The organism is Amycolatopsis australiensis (assembly GCF_900119165.1).
GTDB lineage: Bacteria > Actinomycetota > Actinomycetes > Mycobacteriales > Pseudonocardiaceae > Amycolatopsis > Amycolatopsis australiensis.
This window is the reverse complement of record NZ_FPJG01000006.1, coordinates 3,785,161-3,800,759: the sequence shown is the minus strand read 5'-3', so window position 1 is coordinate 3,800,759 and position 15,599 is coordinate 3,785,161. Positions and strand designations below refer to the sequence as shown.

The 15,599-nt window shown below is 74.4% G+C and carries 16 protein-coding genes; 8 read left to right on the top strand and 8 right to left on the bottom strand.

What is annotated here, in order from left to right:
• Nucleotides 1-7 precede the first annotated feature (7 nt).
• Nucleotides 8-1,228: a macrolide family glycosyltransferase gene (locus BT341_RS19460; protein ID WP_072477658.1), complete on the bottom strand. Its 1,221-nt coding sequence runs from the start codon at nt 1,226-1,228 to the stop codon at nt 8-10.
• Between the two features lie 175 nt (nt 1,229-1,403).
• Between BT341_RS19460 and BT341_RS19455 the strand changes: the two genes are divergently transcribed.
• From BT341_RS19455 to BT341_RS19440, 4 genes are all read left to right on the top strand, one after another.
• Nucleotides 1,404-2,849: an NDP-hexose 2,3-dehydratase family protein gene (locus BT341_RS19455; RefSeq protein WP_072477657.1), complete on the top strand. Its 1,446-nt coding sequence runs from the start codon at nt 1,404-1,406 to the stop codon at nt 2,847-2,849.
• Nucleotides 2,828-3,832, top strand: coding sequence for a Gfo/Idh/MocA family protein (locus tag BT341_RS19450; protein WP_072477656.1), 1,005 nt, complete (start codon nt 2,828-2,830; stop codon nt 3,830-3,832). Before BT341_RS19455 ends, BT341_RS19450 begins: the two co-directional genes overlap by 22 nt.
• Complete coding sequence (locus tag BT341_RS19445) at nt 3,832-4,626, top strand: NAD-dependent epimerase/dehydratase family protein (protein WP_072477655.1); 795 nt, start codon at nt 3,832-3,834, stop codon at nt 4,624-4,626. Before BT341_RS19450 ends, BT341_RS19445 begins: the two co-directional genes overlap by 1 nt.
• Before the next feature lie 432 nt (nt 4,627-5,058).
• A complete protein-coding gene (locus tag BT341_RS19440; protein WP_072477654.1) occupies nt 5,059-5,952 on the top strand; it encodes a TIGR03619 family F420-dependent LLM class oxidoreductase in 894 nt (297 codons plus the stop codon).
• Here BT341_RS19440 and BT341_RS19435 read toward each other — a convergent pair.
• Both BT341_RS19435 and BT341_RS19430 read right to left on the bottom strand, forming a co-directional pair.
• The gene (locus BT341_RS19435) at nt 5,915-6,844 is read right to left on the bottom strand and encodes a response regulator transcription factor (protein ID WP_084742927.1); all 930 of its coding nucleotides are present in this window, start codon (nt 6,842-6,844) and stop codon (nt 5,915-5,917) included. The two genes, BT341_RS19440 and BT341_RS19435, sit on opposite strands and share 38 nt — an antisense overlap.
• The gene (locus BT341_RS19430; protein ID WP_072477653.1) at nt 6,831-7,172 is read right to left on the bottom strand and encodes a hypothetical protein; all 342 of its coding nucleotides are present in this window, start codon (nt 7,170-7,172) and stop codon (nt 6,831-6,833) included. Before BT341_RS19430 ends, BT341_RS19435 begins: the two co-directional genes overlap by 14 nt.
• 151 nt (nt 7,173-7,323) lie before the next feature.
• Between BT341_RS19430 and BT341_RS19425 the strand changes: the two genes are divergently transcribed.
• Nucleotides 7,324-7,593: a hypothetical protein gene (locus BT341_RS19425; RefSeq protein ID WP_072477652.1), complete on the top strand. Its 270-nt coding sequence runs from the start codon at nt 7,324-7,326 to the stop codon at nt 7,591-7,593.
• Complete coding sequence (locus BT341_RS19420) at nt 7,590-7,985, top strand: hypothetical protein (RefSeq protein WP_072477651.1); 396 nt, start codon at nt 7,590-7,592, stop codon at nt 7,983-7,985. The genes BT341_RS19425 and BT341_RS19420 overlap by 4 nt, the downstream gene beginning before the upstream one ends.
• Before the next feature lie 639 nt (nt 7,986-8,624).
• On the opposite strand, the gene BT341_RS19415 is transcribed toward BT341_RS19420, so the two are convergent.
• The 4 genes from BT341_RS19415 to BT341_RS19400 all read right to left on the bottom strand — a co-directional run bounded on the left by BT341_RS19415 (nt 8,625) and on the right by BT341_RS19400 (nt 12,298).
• Entirely contained in the window at nt 8,625-9,299 is a 675-nt protein-coding gene (locus tag BT341_RS19415; RefSeq protein WP_342750222.1) for a uracil-DNA glycosylase, read from the bottom strand.
• 104 nt (nt 9,300-9,403) lie between these two features.
• Nucleotides 9,404-10,555, bottom strand: a complete 1,152-nt coding sequence (locus BT341_RS19410; RefSeq protein ID WP_084742926.1) for an aminotransferase class V-fold PLP-dependent enzyme — start codon at nt 10,553-10,555, stop codon at nt 9,404-9,406.
• A gap of 4 nt (nt 10,556-10,559) precedes the next feature.
• Nucleotides 10,560-11,429: an aldo/keto reductase gene (locus BT341_RS19405; RefSeq protein WP_245805026.1), complete on the bottom strand. Its 870-nt coding sequence runs from the start codon at nt 11,427-11,429 to the stop codon at nt 10,560-10,562.
• Nucleotides 11,426-12,298, bottom strand: a complete 873-nt coding sequence (locus BT341_RS19400) for an NAD-dependent epimerase/dehydratase family protein (RefSeq protein ID WP_072477649.1) — start codon at nt 12,296-12,298, stop codon at nt 11,426-11,428. The genes BT341_RS19405 and BT341_RS19400 overlap by 4 nt, the downstream gene beginning before the upstream one ends.
• Nucleotides 12,299-12,368: 70 nt before the next feature.
• Between BT341_RS19400 and BT341_RS19395 the strand changes: the two genes are divergently transcribed.
• Nucleotides 12,369-13,274 carry a LysR family transcriptional regulator gene (locus BT341_RS19395; RefSeq protein WP_072477648.1) on the top strand — a complete coding sequence of 302 codons (906 nt, stop codon included), beginning with the start codon at nt 12,369-12,371 and terminating at the stop codon, nt 13,272-13,274.
• Here the strand turns inward: BT341_RS19395 and BT341_RS19390 are convergent.
• Nucleotides 13,237-14,649 (bottom strand): aminotransferase-like domain-containing protein, encoded by a 1,413-nt coding sequence (locus BT341_RS19390; RefSeq protein WP_072477647.1) that lies wholly within the window; start codon nt 14,647-14,649, stop codon nt 13,237-13,239. The genes BT341_RS19395 and BT341_RS19390 overlap by 38 nt on opposite strands.
• Here BT341_RS19390 and BT341_RS19385 point away from each other — a divergent pair.
• Nucleotides 14,648-15,598, top strand: a complete 951-nt coding sequence (locus tag BT341_RS19385) for a DMT family transporter (RefSeq protein ID WP_072477646.1) — start codon at nt 14,648-14,650, stop codon at nt 15,596-15,598. The genes BT341_RS19390 and BT341_RS19385 overlap by 2 nt on opposite strands.
• The last annotated feature ends 1 nt before the right edge of the window (nt 15,599 follow it).

Below are 15,599 nucleotides of genomic sequence, written 5' to 3'. Positions count from 1 at the left end.
TCGTCGCTCATGCCGTTTCCCCATCGGTGGACCGCACGGCGCGTTCGAGCACGTCCGCCGCCCGTTTCGCGCCGCCGGACGCGCGGATCGCCGCCCGCATCCGCGCCACCTCCTTCGCCACGGCCGCGTCGGCGGCGACGGCCAGCACGGCATCGCGCACGTCGGCGCCGGTCACGTCGTCGAGCAGCGCGCGTCCCAGGCCCAGCCGTTCGACCCGGGCGGCCGTCACCCGCGCCTCGGGCCGCTGCGGCACGGCGACCACCGGGACGCCGTGGCCGAACGCGTCCATCAGGGAGCCCGTCCCGGCCTGGCAGACGACGACGTCGGTGTGCGGGAGGACCGCGCGGTGGTCGAGCCACGAGTGCAGCTCGACGTTGTCGGGCATGGCCGCCGCGACGTCGTCGCCGACGTGCCCGGCGGTGGTCATCACCACCCGCCAGCCGGTGCCCGCGAAAGCCCGCCCGCAGGCGGTGAAGAACCCGGGATTGCTGTTGGACGAGGTACCCAGCGAAACCAGCACGACGGGGACGTCCCCGCCGGGCGGCTGCCAGCTGCCGGCGGCCGCGCCGTCGTCGCCGGTCGGGCCGACGAACACGAACTCGTCGCCGAAGCACTCGGCGCGCGGCTGGAAAGCGCGCGGCACGAACACGAGGTTCGCCACGACTTCCCCGCCCCGGGCCGGTTCCGGCGATGGCGTGTCGAGGCCGAAGCGCGCCAGCCGCGTCTTGACCCGTTCCCCGCAGGCCGCGAGCACGGGATGCCCGGGGTCGAGCGGCGGTCCGGCCAGCTCGGTTTCGCTGCCGTTCAGCGGGACTTCGTCGTTGCCGCCGAACCCGGCGAACAGGCGGACGACCCCGCAGCCGGCGCGCCGCGCGACCAGCCCGCCGACGTCGGTGCTCAGCACGTCCTCGACGACGAGGTCCACCGGGCGGCCGGCGAACCGCGGCCACGCGGTGGCCAGCGGGGCGAACGCCTCGTCGAGGTAGTGCGCCAGCACGACGGCGAGGTCGTCGGCGGTATGCACGTCCGGCATCGACCCGGGGAACGCCGACGGATAGGTGAGCACGTCGGCGCCGGTCTCCGCGACCACGCCGGCGAACCGCTCGGCGACCACGTAGGACACGTCGTGCCCGCGCGCGAGCAGCTCGCGCACCACCGGCAGGGTCGGCCGGATGTGCCCGAAACCCGGGAAGCTGAAGAAGGCGACATGGCTGCCGGAGACGTCCACGCGGCCACCCTAGGTCGCCGGGCGGCGCTTCCCCGTGGCGCGCACAGGGAATCCAATGAATCGCCTAGTGTCACCGGGCCGCGGCGGCGGGGCCACGGCGAAGACGAGCATTCCTCCTAGTTTCCGCCCGCTACGAATGGAGGCATCCCGTCCGCTGGCCACGCGAGGTGAATCGATGGACCGTCACACTGGAACCGGCTTGCTCCGCAAACCGGACGTGACGTTGCCCCACCGGCTCGCGAAGTCCGCGGCCGCCACCGGCGGCGTCGCCACGCCGGACGCGCACGTGGCCGAGTGGATCGCGCAGCGCAATCTCGCCCACCGCCACGAAGTGCGGCGGATCGAGTTCGGCGAGCTGCGCCGGTGGGGCTTCGACCCCGGCAGCGGCGACCTCCGCCACGACAGCGGCCGCTTCTTCGCCGTCGAGGGCCTGGAGGTCGACACCGACCACGGCCCGGTGACGCACTGGTCGCAGCCGATCATCAACCAGCCGGAGATCGGCATCCTGGGCATCCTCGTGCAGGAGATCGACGGCGTCCTGCACTGCCTGATGCAGGCGAAGTCCGAGCCGGGCAACGTCAACGGCGTCCAGATCTCGCCGACCGTGCAGGCGACGAAGAGCAACTACACGCGCGTGCACGGCGGGCGGCCGGTCCCCTACCTCGAGCACTTCCGCGACCCGGACCCGGAGACGGTGCTCGCCGACGTCCTGCAGTCCGAGCAGGGGTCCTGGTTCTACCGCAAGCGCAACCGGAACATGATCGTCGAGGTGCCGGAGTCCGCCGTCGGGGACGAGCTGCCCGACGACTTCCGCTGGCTCACCCTCGGCCAGCTGCACGAGCTGCTCAAGCAGGACAACGTGGTCAACATGGACGCCCGGACCGTGCTGTCCTGCATGCCCGCGGGCATCGAGGGCGTCGAAGCGGAGGCGGTGACCGACCTCGCCGCGTCGGTGGCGCGGTCCTCGGCCCAGCACACCGGCAGCCTGCACACGCGCACGGAGGTGCTGAGCTGGATCACCTCGCGCCAGGCGCAGCACGTCGTGCGCACCAGCCCGCTGCCCCTGCGCGAGGTCGCGAACTGGGTCCGCACGCCCGCCGCGATCTCGCACGAGCTGGGCCTGTTCTTCAGCATCATCGCCGTCGACATCACCACGAACGGGCGCGAAGTCGCGCAGTGGACCCAGCCGCTGGTGCGGCCGCACGGCGCGGGCGTGGTGGCGCTGCTGGTCAAGCGCGTCGACGGTGTGCTGCACGCGCTGCTCAACGCGCGCGTCGAGCCCGGTTACCTCGACGTGGTGGAGCTGGCCCCGACCGTGCAGTGCACGCCGGACAACTACGTGCACACCGCGCCACCGGACCGGCCGCCGTTCCTCGACATGGTGCTGGCCCGGCGTGCCGACCAGGTGCTGTTCGCCGCCCAGCTGTCGGAAGAAGGCGGGCGGTTCCACCACGCCTACAGCGACTACCAGATCATCGAAGTGCCCGCCGACTTCCCGGACGCGGGCCTGGCCGACTTCCGCTGGCTGACCCTGAACCAGCTCAACGAGCTGCTGCGGCACAGCCACTACGTCAACGTGCAGGCCCGCAGCCTGATCGCGTGCCTGCGGGGGCTGCGGTGAGCCGGGTGCTGCGGCTCGGCGCCCTGGGCTGCTCGTCGATCGCCGCGCGGCGCACGCTGCCGGCACTGTCCGGTGTGGACGGACTCGCGCTGGCCGCCGTCGCGGCCCGGTCGCCGGAGAAGGCCGCGGAGTTCGGCCGCCGCTTCGGTGCCACCGCGATGACCTACGACGAGCTGCTCGCGAGCCCGGCCGTCGACGCCGTGTACGTTTCCCTGCCGACCGCCCTGCACCACGAGTGGACCCGGAAAGCGTTGCTGGCCGGGAAACACGTGCTGTGCGAGAAGCCGCTCACGCTGAACCACGAGCAGGCCGTGGACCTCGCCGAGCTGGCGGCGAAGCAGGATCTCGTGCTGCGCGAGAACTTCACGTTCGTGCACCACCCCCAGCACGCGCGGGTGCGCGAGCTGCTCGACGGCGGCCGCCTCGGCGAGCTCCGGACCTTCAGCGCCGCGTTCGGCATCCCGCCCCTGCCCGCGGAAGACATCCGCCACCAGCCCGCGCTGGGTGGCGGGGCGCTGCTCGACGTCGGCGTCTACCCGTTGCGCGCCGCGCTCTTCCTGCTGGGCCCGCAGCTGCGGGTGACCGGCGCGACCCTGCGCTTCGACGGGCGCGGCGTCGACGTCGCCGGGCACGCGCTGATCACGTCGGCGAGCGGCGTCACCGCGTCGCTCGAATTCGGGTTCCAGCACAGCTACCGTTCGCGGTACGAACTGTGGGGCAGCGCGGCCGCGTTGTCGCTCGACCGGGCCTTCACACCGCCGCCGGGACGGCAACCGGTGCTGCGCATCGAAGAACAGGACCACGTGGAAGAACTGTGGCTGCCACCGGCCCACCAGTTCCAGCTCTCCCTGCGCTCGTTCACCGCCGCCGCGCTCGCCGGGCGCGACGAGTCCGAAGCGGCGTGGCTTGCGTCCTCCGTCGACACCGCGCGGCTGGCCGGCGAAGTGCTGGCCGCGGCCGGCGAGCGGGCGGTGACCCGCTGATGGAGATCATCGGGAACGGCTTCATCGCGCGGCACACCCGGCGGTTCTTCGGCGACCGCTACCCGGACGTCACCCTGATCGCGGCGGGCGTCTCGACGGTGCTCGTCAACGACGTCTCGGCGTTCCAGCGCGAGTCCGCGCTGGTCTACGACGTGATCCACCGCTGCCGGGCCGCCGGGCGCACGGTGATCTTCCTGTCCACCGCGTCGACCGGCATGTACGGCGCCGACCAGTCGGTGGGCAGCGAAGGCGGCGCGGTCTTCCCGCTCACCCCCTACGGCAGGCACAAGCTGTGCCTGGAGCACGTCTGCGCGCTGTCCGGCGCGCGGTGGCTCGTGCTGCGGCTGTCCCACATCGTCGGTCCCGGCCAGTCCCCGCACCAGCTGCTGCCGTCCCTGACCCGCCAGCTGCTCGCGGGCTCGGTCACCCTGCACTCGGGGGTGTCGCGCGACCTGCTGGACGTCGGCGACATGATGCGGATGCTCGACTCGCTGCTCGCGCAGGGCGTCCGGGACGAGGTGATCAACGTGGCGTCCGGGCGGTCGGAGGCCATCGAGGACATCGTCGACGGCCTGGAGGAGCGCCTCGGCACGCGCGCCGAGCGCAAGCTCGTCGACATGCCGGCCAAGCGCGGGCACGTGCGGATCGAGAAGCTGCGGGGCCTGGTGGCGGGCTTCGACGAGCTCGGCATCGGCCCCGGCTATCTGAAGTCGCTGCTGGACCGCAACATCGGCGAGCTGGCCGAGAGCGCCCACCACGACCTCGCGGCCGAATCCGCCGTCGGCAGGCTCTGAGCTTCTGTCCTTTCCGGACTGTCCACCTCGGACACGGGTCGGTACGACGCCCGGCCCACCGTACTGGGGGCTGGGCGGGGCCGGACGCCGTACCTCGCAGGCGGGAGAGGGGGAGTTCTCCCGCCGGGTCTTCAGCCGCGTAGGCGGCTCCGGTACCGAGCTAACCGGGAACGGCACCGCTGCGGCTAGCGGAAAAGGTCGCTGACCCCGACAACCTAAGTTGATCGCCGCCAATCACGAATGGAGTAGAAAGCATCTCGCGAATTGCGGTTTCCGCCCGTTTCCGCGCATCGGCACGCGAAAACGCGGCGGCACCGAGGCGGCGGCCGCCGGTTGTCCGGCCGCCGCCGACGATACTTGAACGCGCAACCAGATGCGCGTACAAGTGGAGGAAGGGCCGGTACGGTCCGGCCACTCTTCAGGGGAGAACGCATGAACTTGGGGTTCAGCCTTCCGGTGTTCGGCAAGGCGGCGGCCACACCGGGCGGGATCGCGCGGTATGCGCGCGAAGCCGAACGCGCCGGTGCGGCCGGTCTCTGGGTCGGCGACCGGCTGTTGTCGCCGGTCGCCCCGGTGGTGCCCTACCCGGGCTACGACACCATGCCCGAGGAGTTCCACACCGTCCACGACCCGTTCACCGCGCTGGCGGTCGCCGCCGCCGTGACCGAGACCGCCGTCCTCGGGTCCAGCACCCTCAACGCGACCCAGTACCAGCCGGCGAACTTCGCGCGGCAGCTGACGAGCATCGACGTCGCCAGCAACGGCAGGCTGCTGCCCGGCCTCGGCATCGGCTGGTCGCCCGACGAGTACGCGGCGGTCGGCATCCCGATGGCCGAGCGCGGCAAGCGGCTCGACGACCTGCTCGACCTGCTGGAAACCTGGTGGAGCGAGGAAACCGTGGCGCACGACGGGATCGGCTACGCGGTCGCGGAGTCGCACGTCGGCCTCAAGCCGGTCCGCCGGCCGCCGGTCCACCTGGCCGGGTTCGGCGAGAAGGCACTGCGCCGGGTGGCCGAGCGCGCCGACGGCTGGCTGCCGGTCTGGCCGGTGCCGGAGCAGTTCCCGGCGGACGTCCTCACCGGCACCCTGGCCAAGCTCCGGGCCGACGCCGAGCGGGCCGGCCGCGACCCGGGCGCGCTGGGCGTGGCGCTGCGGGTGAACGCCGCCCCGGGCACCGAGCCGGAGGCCATCGCCGAGTCGGTGACGAAGATCGTCTCCGTGCTCGAACCGGACCACACGTTCGTGGACATCTCGTACCTGACCAGCAGCGTCGAGGAGCACCTCGACCTCACCGGCCGGCTCCTGGACCTGACGGCCAAGGGCTGACGGGCGGCGGCGCGACGAGCCGGTAGCCCGCTTCGCCCACCGCCTCGATCACCGAGGGGTCCCCCAGCTTCCGGCGCAGGGCCGCGATGTGGGCGTCGAGCGACCGGCTCTCCGCCGCGCCGGAAGCGCCCCAAACCTCGGTCAGCAGCCGCTCGCGCGTGCGCACCTCGCCGCCTGCCTCGGCCAGCACGGCGAGCACGCGGAACTCCCGGCGGGTCAACGGCACCGGGCGGCCACCGGAGGACACCACGTGCCGGTTCAGGTCCACCTCGACGTCCCCGAACCGCACGACGTCGCCGGGCTCGCCTCTCGCGGCCACCTTCCAGCGGCGGCGCAGGCCGACCGCGGTGATCCGGTCGGCCAGCTCGTCGACGCCGTAGGGCTTGACCAGGTAGTCGTCCGCACCGGCCTGCAGTGCCTGGACGCGGTCGCGGGCGTCGCCGCCCGCGGACGTCAGGATCACCCCGGCGTCGCTGACCGCGCGGATCCGCAGGCACAGCCGCACGCTTTCGGACCGTGGCGCGGCGCCGAGGTCCAGCACCACGACCTCGACCCCGTCCAGCCGGTCGAACAGCTCGTCGGGCGAGGCCCCGCGGACGTCCGGGATGCCGTGGCGGGCGAGCGCGCGGCCGAGCTCACCCGCGGTCCGCGCGTCCGGCTCCACCAGCAGGACCCGGGCGTAAGGCCCGGCGGCCGGACGCGCTTCCGGCGGCGACGCGTACTCGTCGGTGCCGGCGGCGCGGCCGAACGCGGGAGCCGCGTCGGCGAGCGCGGCCAGCAGCCTGCGGCCCCGGCCGGAACGGCTGGCATCGGCGTGCGCGTCCGCGCGGAAGGCGGGCGTGGCGTCGGCGAGCGCGGCCAGCAGGCGCGCGAGCACGTCACGAGCCGTCATCCGGACCTCCCTCGCCCGCTCGCGCTCCGGTCTCGTCCGGGGGCAGCACCTTCAAGGCGTACCCCGACACCTTCTTGACGACGACCGGGGCGGCGGCGCCCATCCCGAACGCGAGGAACCCGTTGCTCAGCAGCTGGGTCGTGGACACCGCGGCCGTCGTCGTCGCCGCGATCGCCAGGTGCAGCACGACCGACACCGCGTACACCCCGCCGCCGGGACCGTGCGGCCGCGCCCACGGCCAGCCCTTCACCCGCTGGCTGGCCTCCAGGAACAGCAAGGCGCGGTTGACCGCGGCGCCCACGAGCCCCCAGAGGGCGTACTGCCACATGCCCCGACCGTACTGCAGAAGTTGACCCCGGGATCCATCCGGCGTGGGAGGACGGCCCGCGCGCGGATCGCTAGGGTCGTCGGCGACCGGGGGGGAGAACGCATGGTGCGCCGCAGCCGGCTGCTGTTCGCGGTGGGGGGGCGCCGTCGTCGTGGCGACGGCGGTCGTCGTGGCCGCCAGCTGGCGGGGTACGGGCGCTCCGGCCGCGTCCGGGCACCGGCCGTGGTCGGTGCCCGCCGCGCCGCCGCCCGTCCAGGCCGCCGTGCCGCGGCTCGACACCGGCGCGCTGCAGGCGGCGATCGACCGGATCAAGCGGGACTGCTCGCCGTCGGCCTCCTACGACCGGTTGTCGCTGATCACCCTGCCCGCCGGGGTCCTCGACGTGTCCCGCCAGATCAGCGTGGACGCGACTACCTCGTGATCCGCGGCGCGGGCGCCGATCCCGCCACGGGCACCCGGTTCGTCTTCCACCCCGACGGGAACACCCGCTACGACAGCCTCACGCGGGACGGCAGCACCTGGGACCAGGACGGCATGGACTCCGGCGACGGCAACGGCGGCTGGATCTGGCCGGGGCGCGCGCTGTTCCGCGTCCAGTCCCGCGACGTGGCGCCGGCCTACCGGAAGGACTACGAGTCCGCGCCGGCCAACCGCAAGGACCTGTTCGAAGGCACGGTCAACGCGCACTGGAAGTCCGGGGCGAAGCTGCGGGAGAAGCCGGGCGGGGCCGGGTTCGCCGCCCGGACCGGCGACACCGTCGTGCCGCTCGCCGCGAAGTCGAAATGGACTCTTTCCCCGTCGGCGAGGTGGTAGAGCAGCCCCAGGCAGGCGGTGGTGCCGAAGAGCAGAACGGCAAGCACCCCATCGACGACGACCGGGTGCGCACGCCCGAACGTCCGCATCCACGCAGTGCCCGCCAACACGAGCCGAGGATATCGAGCTTTCGGGCGCCGATGACCGGTTTCCGCCCGGCCGGGCCTGCGCTCGCCGGGCCGGGCGCGCCTGCCGCGAAGGTCGCGACTGCGCCGGCGACCAGGCCCGCCCGATCGGAGCCGCTGCCAGGTCAAGCCAGCCCCGGCGAGCCCGCCCGGCCAAGCCGTCGGCCGGGCCCCGGGTCAAGCCGGCCCGGCGGGCCGCCCGCCCGGGCGGGTTTCCGGCCGGGCCCCGGGTCAAGCCAACCCCGGCGAGCCCGCCCGGCCAAGCCGTCGGCCGGGCCCCGGGTCAAGCCGGCCCGGCGGGCCGCCCGCCCGGGCGGGTTTCCGGCCGGGCCCCCGGGTCAAGCCAACCCCGGCGAGCCCGCCCGGCCAAGCTGTCGGCCGGGCCTACACGGCGGGTCCAGCCGGCCCGGCGGGCCGCCCGCCCAGGCGGGTTTCCGGCCGGGCCCCCGGGTCAAGCCAACCCCGGCGAGCGCGGGGCCTGGGCGAACTTCCAGGCCCGGCCGCGTGCACCGGGTCAAGCCAGCCCGGCGAGCGCGCGGGCCCGGCCGAAAACGTCGTCGAGCATGGGCTCGGTGAGCAGCCCGGTGTGCACGTTGCGCGGGCTCGGGTGGTAGCTGCCGAGCAGCGTCAGCCCACCGTCGAGCCGGTGCGCCCCGCCGTGGGCGAACTTCGGCTGGGGCCGCACCCCGGCCCAGCGCAGCGCGGCCCGCCAGGCGAACCCGCCGAGGCAGACGATCACCCGCAAGTCCTCGAGAGCGGCCACCTCGGCCGAGAGGTACGGCAGGCAGTTGTCACGCTCGAGCGGCGTCGGCCGGTCGGCGGGCGGCGGGCAGCGCACGGCCGAAGCGAGCCAAGTCCGGTGCAGCCGCAGCCCGTCACCGGCGTGCTCGGACGACGGCCGGTCGGCGAGTCCGGCCCGGTGCAGCGCCCGCATCAGCAGCCCGGCGGAGGGGTTCCCGGTGAAGGCCCGCCCGGTCCGGTTCCCCCCGTGCGCGGCGGTCGCCAGCCCGAGCACGAAGATCCGCGCCCGCGGATCCCCGAACCCGGGAACGGGCCGAGCCCAGTAGTCCTGCCCGGCAAAACGCACCGGCGCCCGGCTCGCGGCGGCGGCCCGCCAGGCGACGAGCCGGGGACACCGGCAGCAGGAGACGATCCGAGCACCGACCCGCTCGAGTTCAGCCGAGGACACCACCCCAGTCCAGCACGCCCGTGCTTTCCCGGCGACTCAGGAAAGCCCGAAGGCCCGGCGCTGCCCGGATCGATCGGGCTCGCCGAGCGGCCGGCCGACACCCCTCACGGGCCCGTACACGAGGCCAGCACCCGAACCAACCGCTCGAGATCCGCCGCGGTCACGTCGATGTGCGGGCTGAACCGCAGCAGCGAACCCGTCAAATGATGCGGAGCACGCTCGGCACCGGCCACCGAGCACACCACGCCCCGCCGCACCAGCCGCTCCCGCACCGCCGCCGGGTCGACGTCGTCCGCCGGCCGCAGCGCCACGATCGCTCCCGGCGCCGCGACCGGGTCGCACACCGCCCAGCCCGGCACCTCCGCCAACGCCCGCCGCGTCGCCGCGCCCACCTCGGCCAGGCGGCGCATGATCCGCGACGGGCCCAGCTCCTCGAACTCCGCCAACGCCACCGCCAGCCCCGCCCGGCCCGCCACGAACGCCTCCCGGCTCTCCAACCGCCGCACCGGCCGCGACTCCCCCGGCCACGCCCCCGCCGCCAACGCCGGTGCCCGCGGTACCAGCCGTCCCTGCCACGGATCCGCCACCGCCACATACCCCACACCACGCGGCCCGCACAGAAACTTGCGTCCCGTCCCATACGCCGCCGCCGCGCCCGGCGGCAACCGGAACTGCCCCAGTGCCTGCGCCGCGTCCAGCACCACCGGCACCTCGTACTCCGCACACGCCGCCACACACTCGGCGACCGGCTGCAGCACCGCCCGATGCGACAACGCCGCCGTCACGTGCACCAACGCCGGACGCTCCCGCCGCAACCGCGCAGCCAGCGCCTCCACGTCCAGGACCCCGCGCGAATCCACGTCCAGCAACTCGACCCGCAACCCCCGGTCGGCCAACGCCGCCAGGCTCGGCCCCCAATCCGAACGCGGCGCCCACACCACATCACCGGCTTCCACCGGCCACGCCGCCAGCAACTGCGCCAACGCCGTCGACGCGCTCTCCGTGAAAGCCACGTCCTCCGCACCGAACCCCAGCAACGCCCCCAGCCGCGCACGAGCCTCGCGCAACTCACCCGCGATGGCCGCTTCTGCGACGTACCCGCCACGCCTCGCCTCAGCCGCCTGATGCCGCGCGACCCGGGCCCGGACCGCCCCGCTCGTCCGCCCGCACGCCGCGGTGTCCACGTGCAATCCCGCCGTCCGCGGCCGCCGCTCCGCCCACGCCCGCCCCAGCTGCTCGTCCGGTATCTCGATCACCGGGTCACCCTAGCCGGGCGAGTTCGGTGGCGGTCAGGGAAATCCCCGCCGCCGCCGCGGAGGCCCGAGCCGTCTCGGGACGGCGGGCGCCGGGGATCGGCACCACCGCGGGCGAGCGGCCGATCAGCCAAGCCAGGGCGACCTGCTGCGGGCTCACGCCGCGTTCGCCCGCGATCTCGTGGAACGCGGCGAACGCCGGAGCGGGATCCGCCGGTCGCGACGGGCCGTCGAGCGAGCTGCGCGCCAGTCCGCCCAGCGGGCTCCACGGCAGGAAGGCGAGCCCGAGCGAGGCACACAGCCGCAGTTCGGGCTCGGCGTCACGGACCGCGGGCGAGAACCGGTTCTGCACGGCGACCAGCCGGTCGCCCAGTATCGCGTGCGCCTCCCGGATCTGCCGGCAATCCACATTGGACACACCGGCGGCGCGGATCCGGCCGGCGTCGAGCAGTTCCGCGAGCGCGCCCACCGAGTCCGCCCACGGCACTCGCGGGTCCGGCTTGTGCAGCTGGTAGAGATCGATCGCGTCGACCCCCAGGCGACGCAACGACCCTTCGCAGGCGCGCTTGAGGTGGTCCGGTGAGGCGTCGACGGTCCACGAGCCGTCGCCGGGACGGCCGCGTCCGCCCTTGGTCGCGACCACGACGTCACCGCGGTGGCCACGCAGCGCCGTCGCGACGAGTTCTTCGTTGTGCCCCACCTCGTCGCGGTGCCAGTGGTAGGAGTCGGCCGTGTCGATCAGGGTGATCCCGGCGTCGAGCGCCGCGTGGATCGTGGCGATCGCGCGGTCGCGGTCCGGGCGGCCCTCGATCGACAGCGGCATGGCGCCGAGGCCGACGGCGCCGACGTCGAACGGCCCGATGCGGCGGGTGATCACGTTGCCTCCAGTGCTTCGCCGATGACTCCGGGGAGCCAGTCTCCGGTGCGGGAAAAGGAAAATCCGAGCGATTCGGCCCGGTCGTTGGCCATGCCGTAGTAGCGGTCGAACGCGAACGGGGACTCGCCCGTGCCGAAGACCGGTTCCCGGCCGGCGCGCGCGCCGATCCGCGCGCACAGCTCGGTCACGTCGAACTCGCCGTGCGAGCACGCGTTGACCGGGCCGGTGAACCCGGACTCCGCCGCCCAGCGCAGGAACCGGGCGATCTCCGCGTGGTGGATGAACGAGGACGGGTGGTTGCGCGGCCGGACGAGCACCGGCTGTTCGTGGCGGATCCGGTCGGTGTAGTGCCGCAGCCGGCCCGTGAAGTCGTCGCCGCCCAGCACGTGCCCCGCGCGCACCACGGCGACCTCGAACGGCGCGGTCGCCGCGAACACCGCTTCGGCCTGGCGCTTGCCTTCGGCGTAGTGGGCGTCGAGGTAGCCCGGCCGCGCCCACGGCAGGTCCGGGCGCACCGGGTGGCGCAGCGGGTCGGCCGCGGTCTCCGGCAGCGGGGCCGCCGCGTCCAGACCGGCGTAGACCTCGATCGTGGAGGTCAGCACGTACCGCCGGGTGCGGTCCCGGAAGGCCGCCACCGCCGCCGCGGCGTGGACGGGCGTGTAGCAGACCTGGTCGACCACGACGTCGAAAGACGCGTCCCGCAGCAGCCTCGCCAGGGCCGCCCGGTCGGTCACCAGGTGCCGGACACCCGGCGGCGCCGGGACCGACCCCCGGTTCACGACCGTGACGTCCGCCCCGGCGTCACGGAAGTCCAGCACCAGCCGGCGGCCGAAGTAGCGGCTGCCGCCGATCACGCAGATCTTGTGCACGCCGTTACGATCACCCGATCCGGTGATAAGCAGAAGTGCCTGCTTGCTTAACTGGCGGTGAGGAAAACTGATGATCGACATCCAGCGGCTGCGCGTGCTCCGGGAAGTCGCGCGGCACGGCAGCTTCAGCAAGGCCGCCGCCGCGCTGCGTTTCACCCCGTCCGCGGTCTCGCAGCACATCGCCGCCCTCGAGCGGTCGGCCGGCACCGACGTGGTGCACCGCAGCACCCGCGGGGTCCGGCTCACCGAGGCCGGGCGGCTGCTGGCCGACACCGCCGAGACCGTGCTGGCCGAGCTGCACACCGCCCGCGCCCGGCTGTCCGAGCTGGCCGGCGGACGCCGGACGCTGACCGTCGCCACCTTCACCACCGGTGGCAGGCGGCTGCTGCCCGCCGCCCTCGCCGCCCTGACCGCGGCCCATCCCGACGTCGAGCCGGTCGTCCTGGAACGCGAGCCCGAGGACGCCATCGCGCTGGTCCGCGCCGGCGAGGCGGACCTGGCGCTGGCCTACCGGTTCGACCGGGCGCTGCCGCTGCGCCCCGCCGACCGGGACCGGCTCGCCTGGACCCCGCTCGGCCCGGACCCGATGTCGGTCGTCGTCCACCGCGATCACCCGCTCGCGGACCGCAAGAGCGCCGACCTCACCGAGATCGCCGGGGAACGCTGGGTGCTCGGCTGCTCGAAAACCGCGGACTTCCTGCACCGCCAGGCCGCCGAAGCCGGCTTCGAGCTCCGCGTGTCGGGCAGCAGCACCGACTACTACTTCGCCCAGGCCATGGTCCGCGCGCGGGTCGGGATTTCGCTGGTCCCGGGTCTGGCGATCGACCCCGGCCCGGACCTCGCCGTCGTCCCGCTCAACGCCCCGCGCCCGACCCGCCACGTCGGCATCGTGACCGCCCGCACCACCCGGCCCGAAGTCGGCACCCTCCGCGCGGCCCTCACCGGGAGTGCTGCGCGGCGAGCGCTTCGCCGATGACGCGGGCTCCCTCGGGAAAGGACCCCGGCGCGGGGCCGGCGTAGCCGAGCCGCAGGTACGGGCCGGTCGGCTCGGCGGGGAACCACTCGTCACCGGGCGCCACGACGACCCCGGCGGCTTCGCAGTCCCGCGCCAGCCGGGCGACGTCGGTCTGCTCGGGCAGCCGCACCCACAGGTTCAGCCCGCCCGCGGGCACCTCCAGGTGCGCGGACGGCACGTGGTCGCGGAGCGCGCCGGCGAGCAGGTCACGCCGGGCGGCCAGCTGCTGGCGCAGCCCGCGCCGGTACGTGCGCCACGCCGGCTGGGTGACGACCTCGAGCGCGACCGCCTGCAGCAAGCCGCTGACGTACAGGGATTCCGCCTGCGTCGCGGCCAGGATCCGCTCGCGCGCGGGCCCCCGGGCGACGACCCCGGCCACCCGGACGGCCGGCGAAACGCTCTTGGTCAGCGAGCGCAGGTAGACGACGTGGCCGGTGTCGTCCTGGGCGGCGAGCGGCACCACGTCGGCGCTGATCCCGAAATCGTGGGCCCAGTCGTCTTCGATGAGGAACGCCCCGTACCGGCGGACGACGTCCATGACGCGTCCGGCCACGTCCGGCGGCCACCGCGCGCCGGTCGGGTTGGCGAAGTTCGGCTGGACGTAGCACGCCCGTGCCCCGGTGCGCTCGAAGGCGCGGGCCAGCTCGTCCGGGTCCGGTCCGGCCACGCCGCTGGGCACGGGCACGACCTCGACTCCCGCTTGCGCGGCGGCGAGGATCGCGCCCCAGTAGGTCGGCGACTCCAGCAGCAGCGGCCGTCCGGCGCCGACCAGGGCGCGGAACACGGAATTCAACCCGCTCTGGCTGCCGGGGAAGATGATCACGTCACCGGGTGCCGGCGGCGCGACGCGCACCGGAGCGGCTTCGCCCAGCTCGGCGGCGAACCACGCCTGCAGCTCCGGCAGGCCGGCGGCCGGCGGGCGGCCGACGGCGCTTTCCGCTCGGGCCGCGCGGGCGAACGCGGCCCGCACCAGGCGTTCGGGCAGCAGCTCACGAGCCGGGTAGCCGGAATGCAGGGCGATGACGTCGTTCGGCGTGGTGCGCAGCGACGCGGGCAGCCGCGGTGCCGGGTCCCGGCGCGAACCGAGCGCCGCGGTCTGCCAGCTGTAGTCCTGGAGCCGGGCGACACGCACCGCGCGCACGAAGGCGCCGACGCCGGGCCTGGTTTCCACCAGTCCCTGCGCGGTCAGCGTCCGCAGTGCCTTTTGGACGGTGCCGGGGCCGGCGCCGTACCGGGCGGCCAGTGCCCGCGTCGAGGGCAGCCGCGCGCCCGGCTCGGCCGTGGCGAGCCAGTCGCGGAGGCCCGCGACGATCCGGACACTGCTATCGTCGGACATGAAGCTGGATAGTAGCGCTACTCACTTTTCCCAGCCTCCGCTACTCGGCGGGCTGGGGTGGGGTCTCGCCGGTGTCGTGGCGTTCTCGCTCACCGTCCCGTTCACCCGCCTCGCCGTCGGGAGCGGCCAGATGTCCCCGCTCTTCGTCGGCTGCGGCCGGGCGGTCGTCGCGGCCTTGCTCGCCGCCGCCGCGCTGGGTTTCACGAGGCAGCCGCGTCCCCGCGGCCGCCAGTGGTGGCGGGTGGCGGTCGTCGCCGGCGGGGTGGTCGCCGGGTTCCCGCTGCTGACCTCGTTCGCGCTCACCTCGGCCCCGGCCGCCCACGGCGCGGTCGTCATCGCGCTGCTGCCCGCCGCCACGGCGGTGCTCGCGGTCCTGCGCGGCCGCGAACGGCCACCGGCGGCGTTCTGGGTCACCGCGGCCTTGGGCGCGGTGGCGGTCGTGATCTTCGCCGCGCTCCCCGGCGGGCTCGGCGGCCTGCACGTGTCCGACCTGCTCCTGGCGGGCGCGGTGCTGGCGGCGGCGATCGGGTACGCCGAAGGCGGCCTGCTCGCCCGGGAGCTGGGCGCCTGGCAGACGGTGTCCTGGGCGCTGGTGCTCGCCGGGCCGCCGATGACCGTCCTGACCGCGGTCGCGGCGGTCCGCACCCCGCCGGGCGGTGCGGCGGCCGCGTGGGCCGCGTTCGCCTACCTGGCGGTGGTGAGCATGTTCCTCGGGTTCTTCGCCTGGTACCGCGGGCTGGCGATCGGCCCGATGGCCCGGGTCAGCCAGGTCCAGCTGGTCCAGCCGGTGCTGACGATCACGTGGGCGGCCCTGCTGCTGGACGAGCGCCTCACGTGGCCGACGATCGCGGGCGGCGCCGCGGTGATCGCCTGCGCGGGCCTCGCGGTCCGCACGCGGCGGGGCGGCGGCCGGGCCGGCAAGACCCGGGCTCCCGGGAAACCGGAGTAAC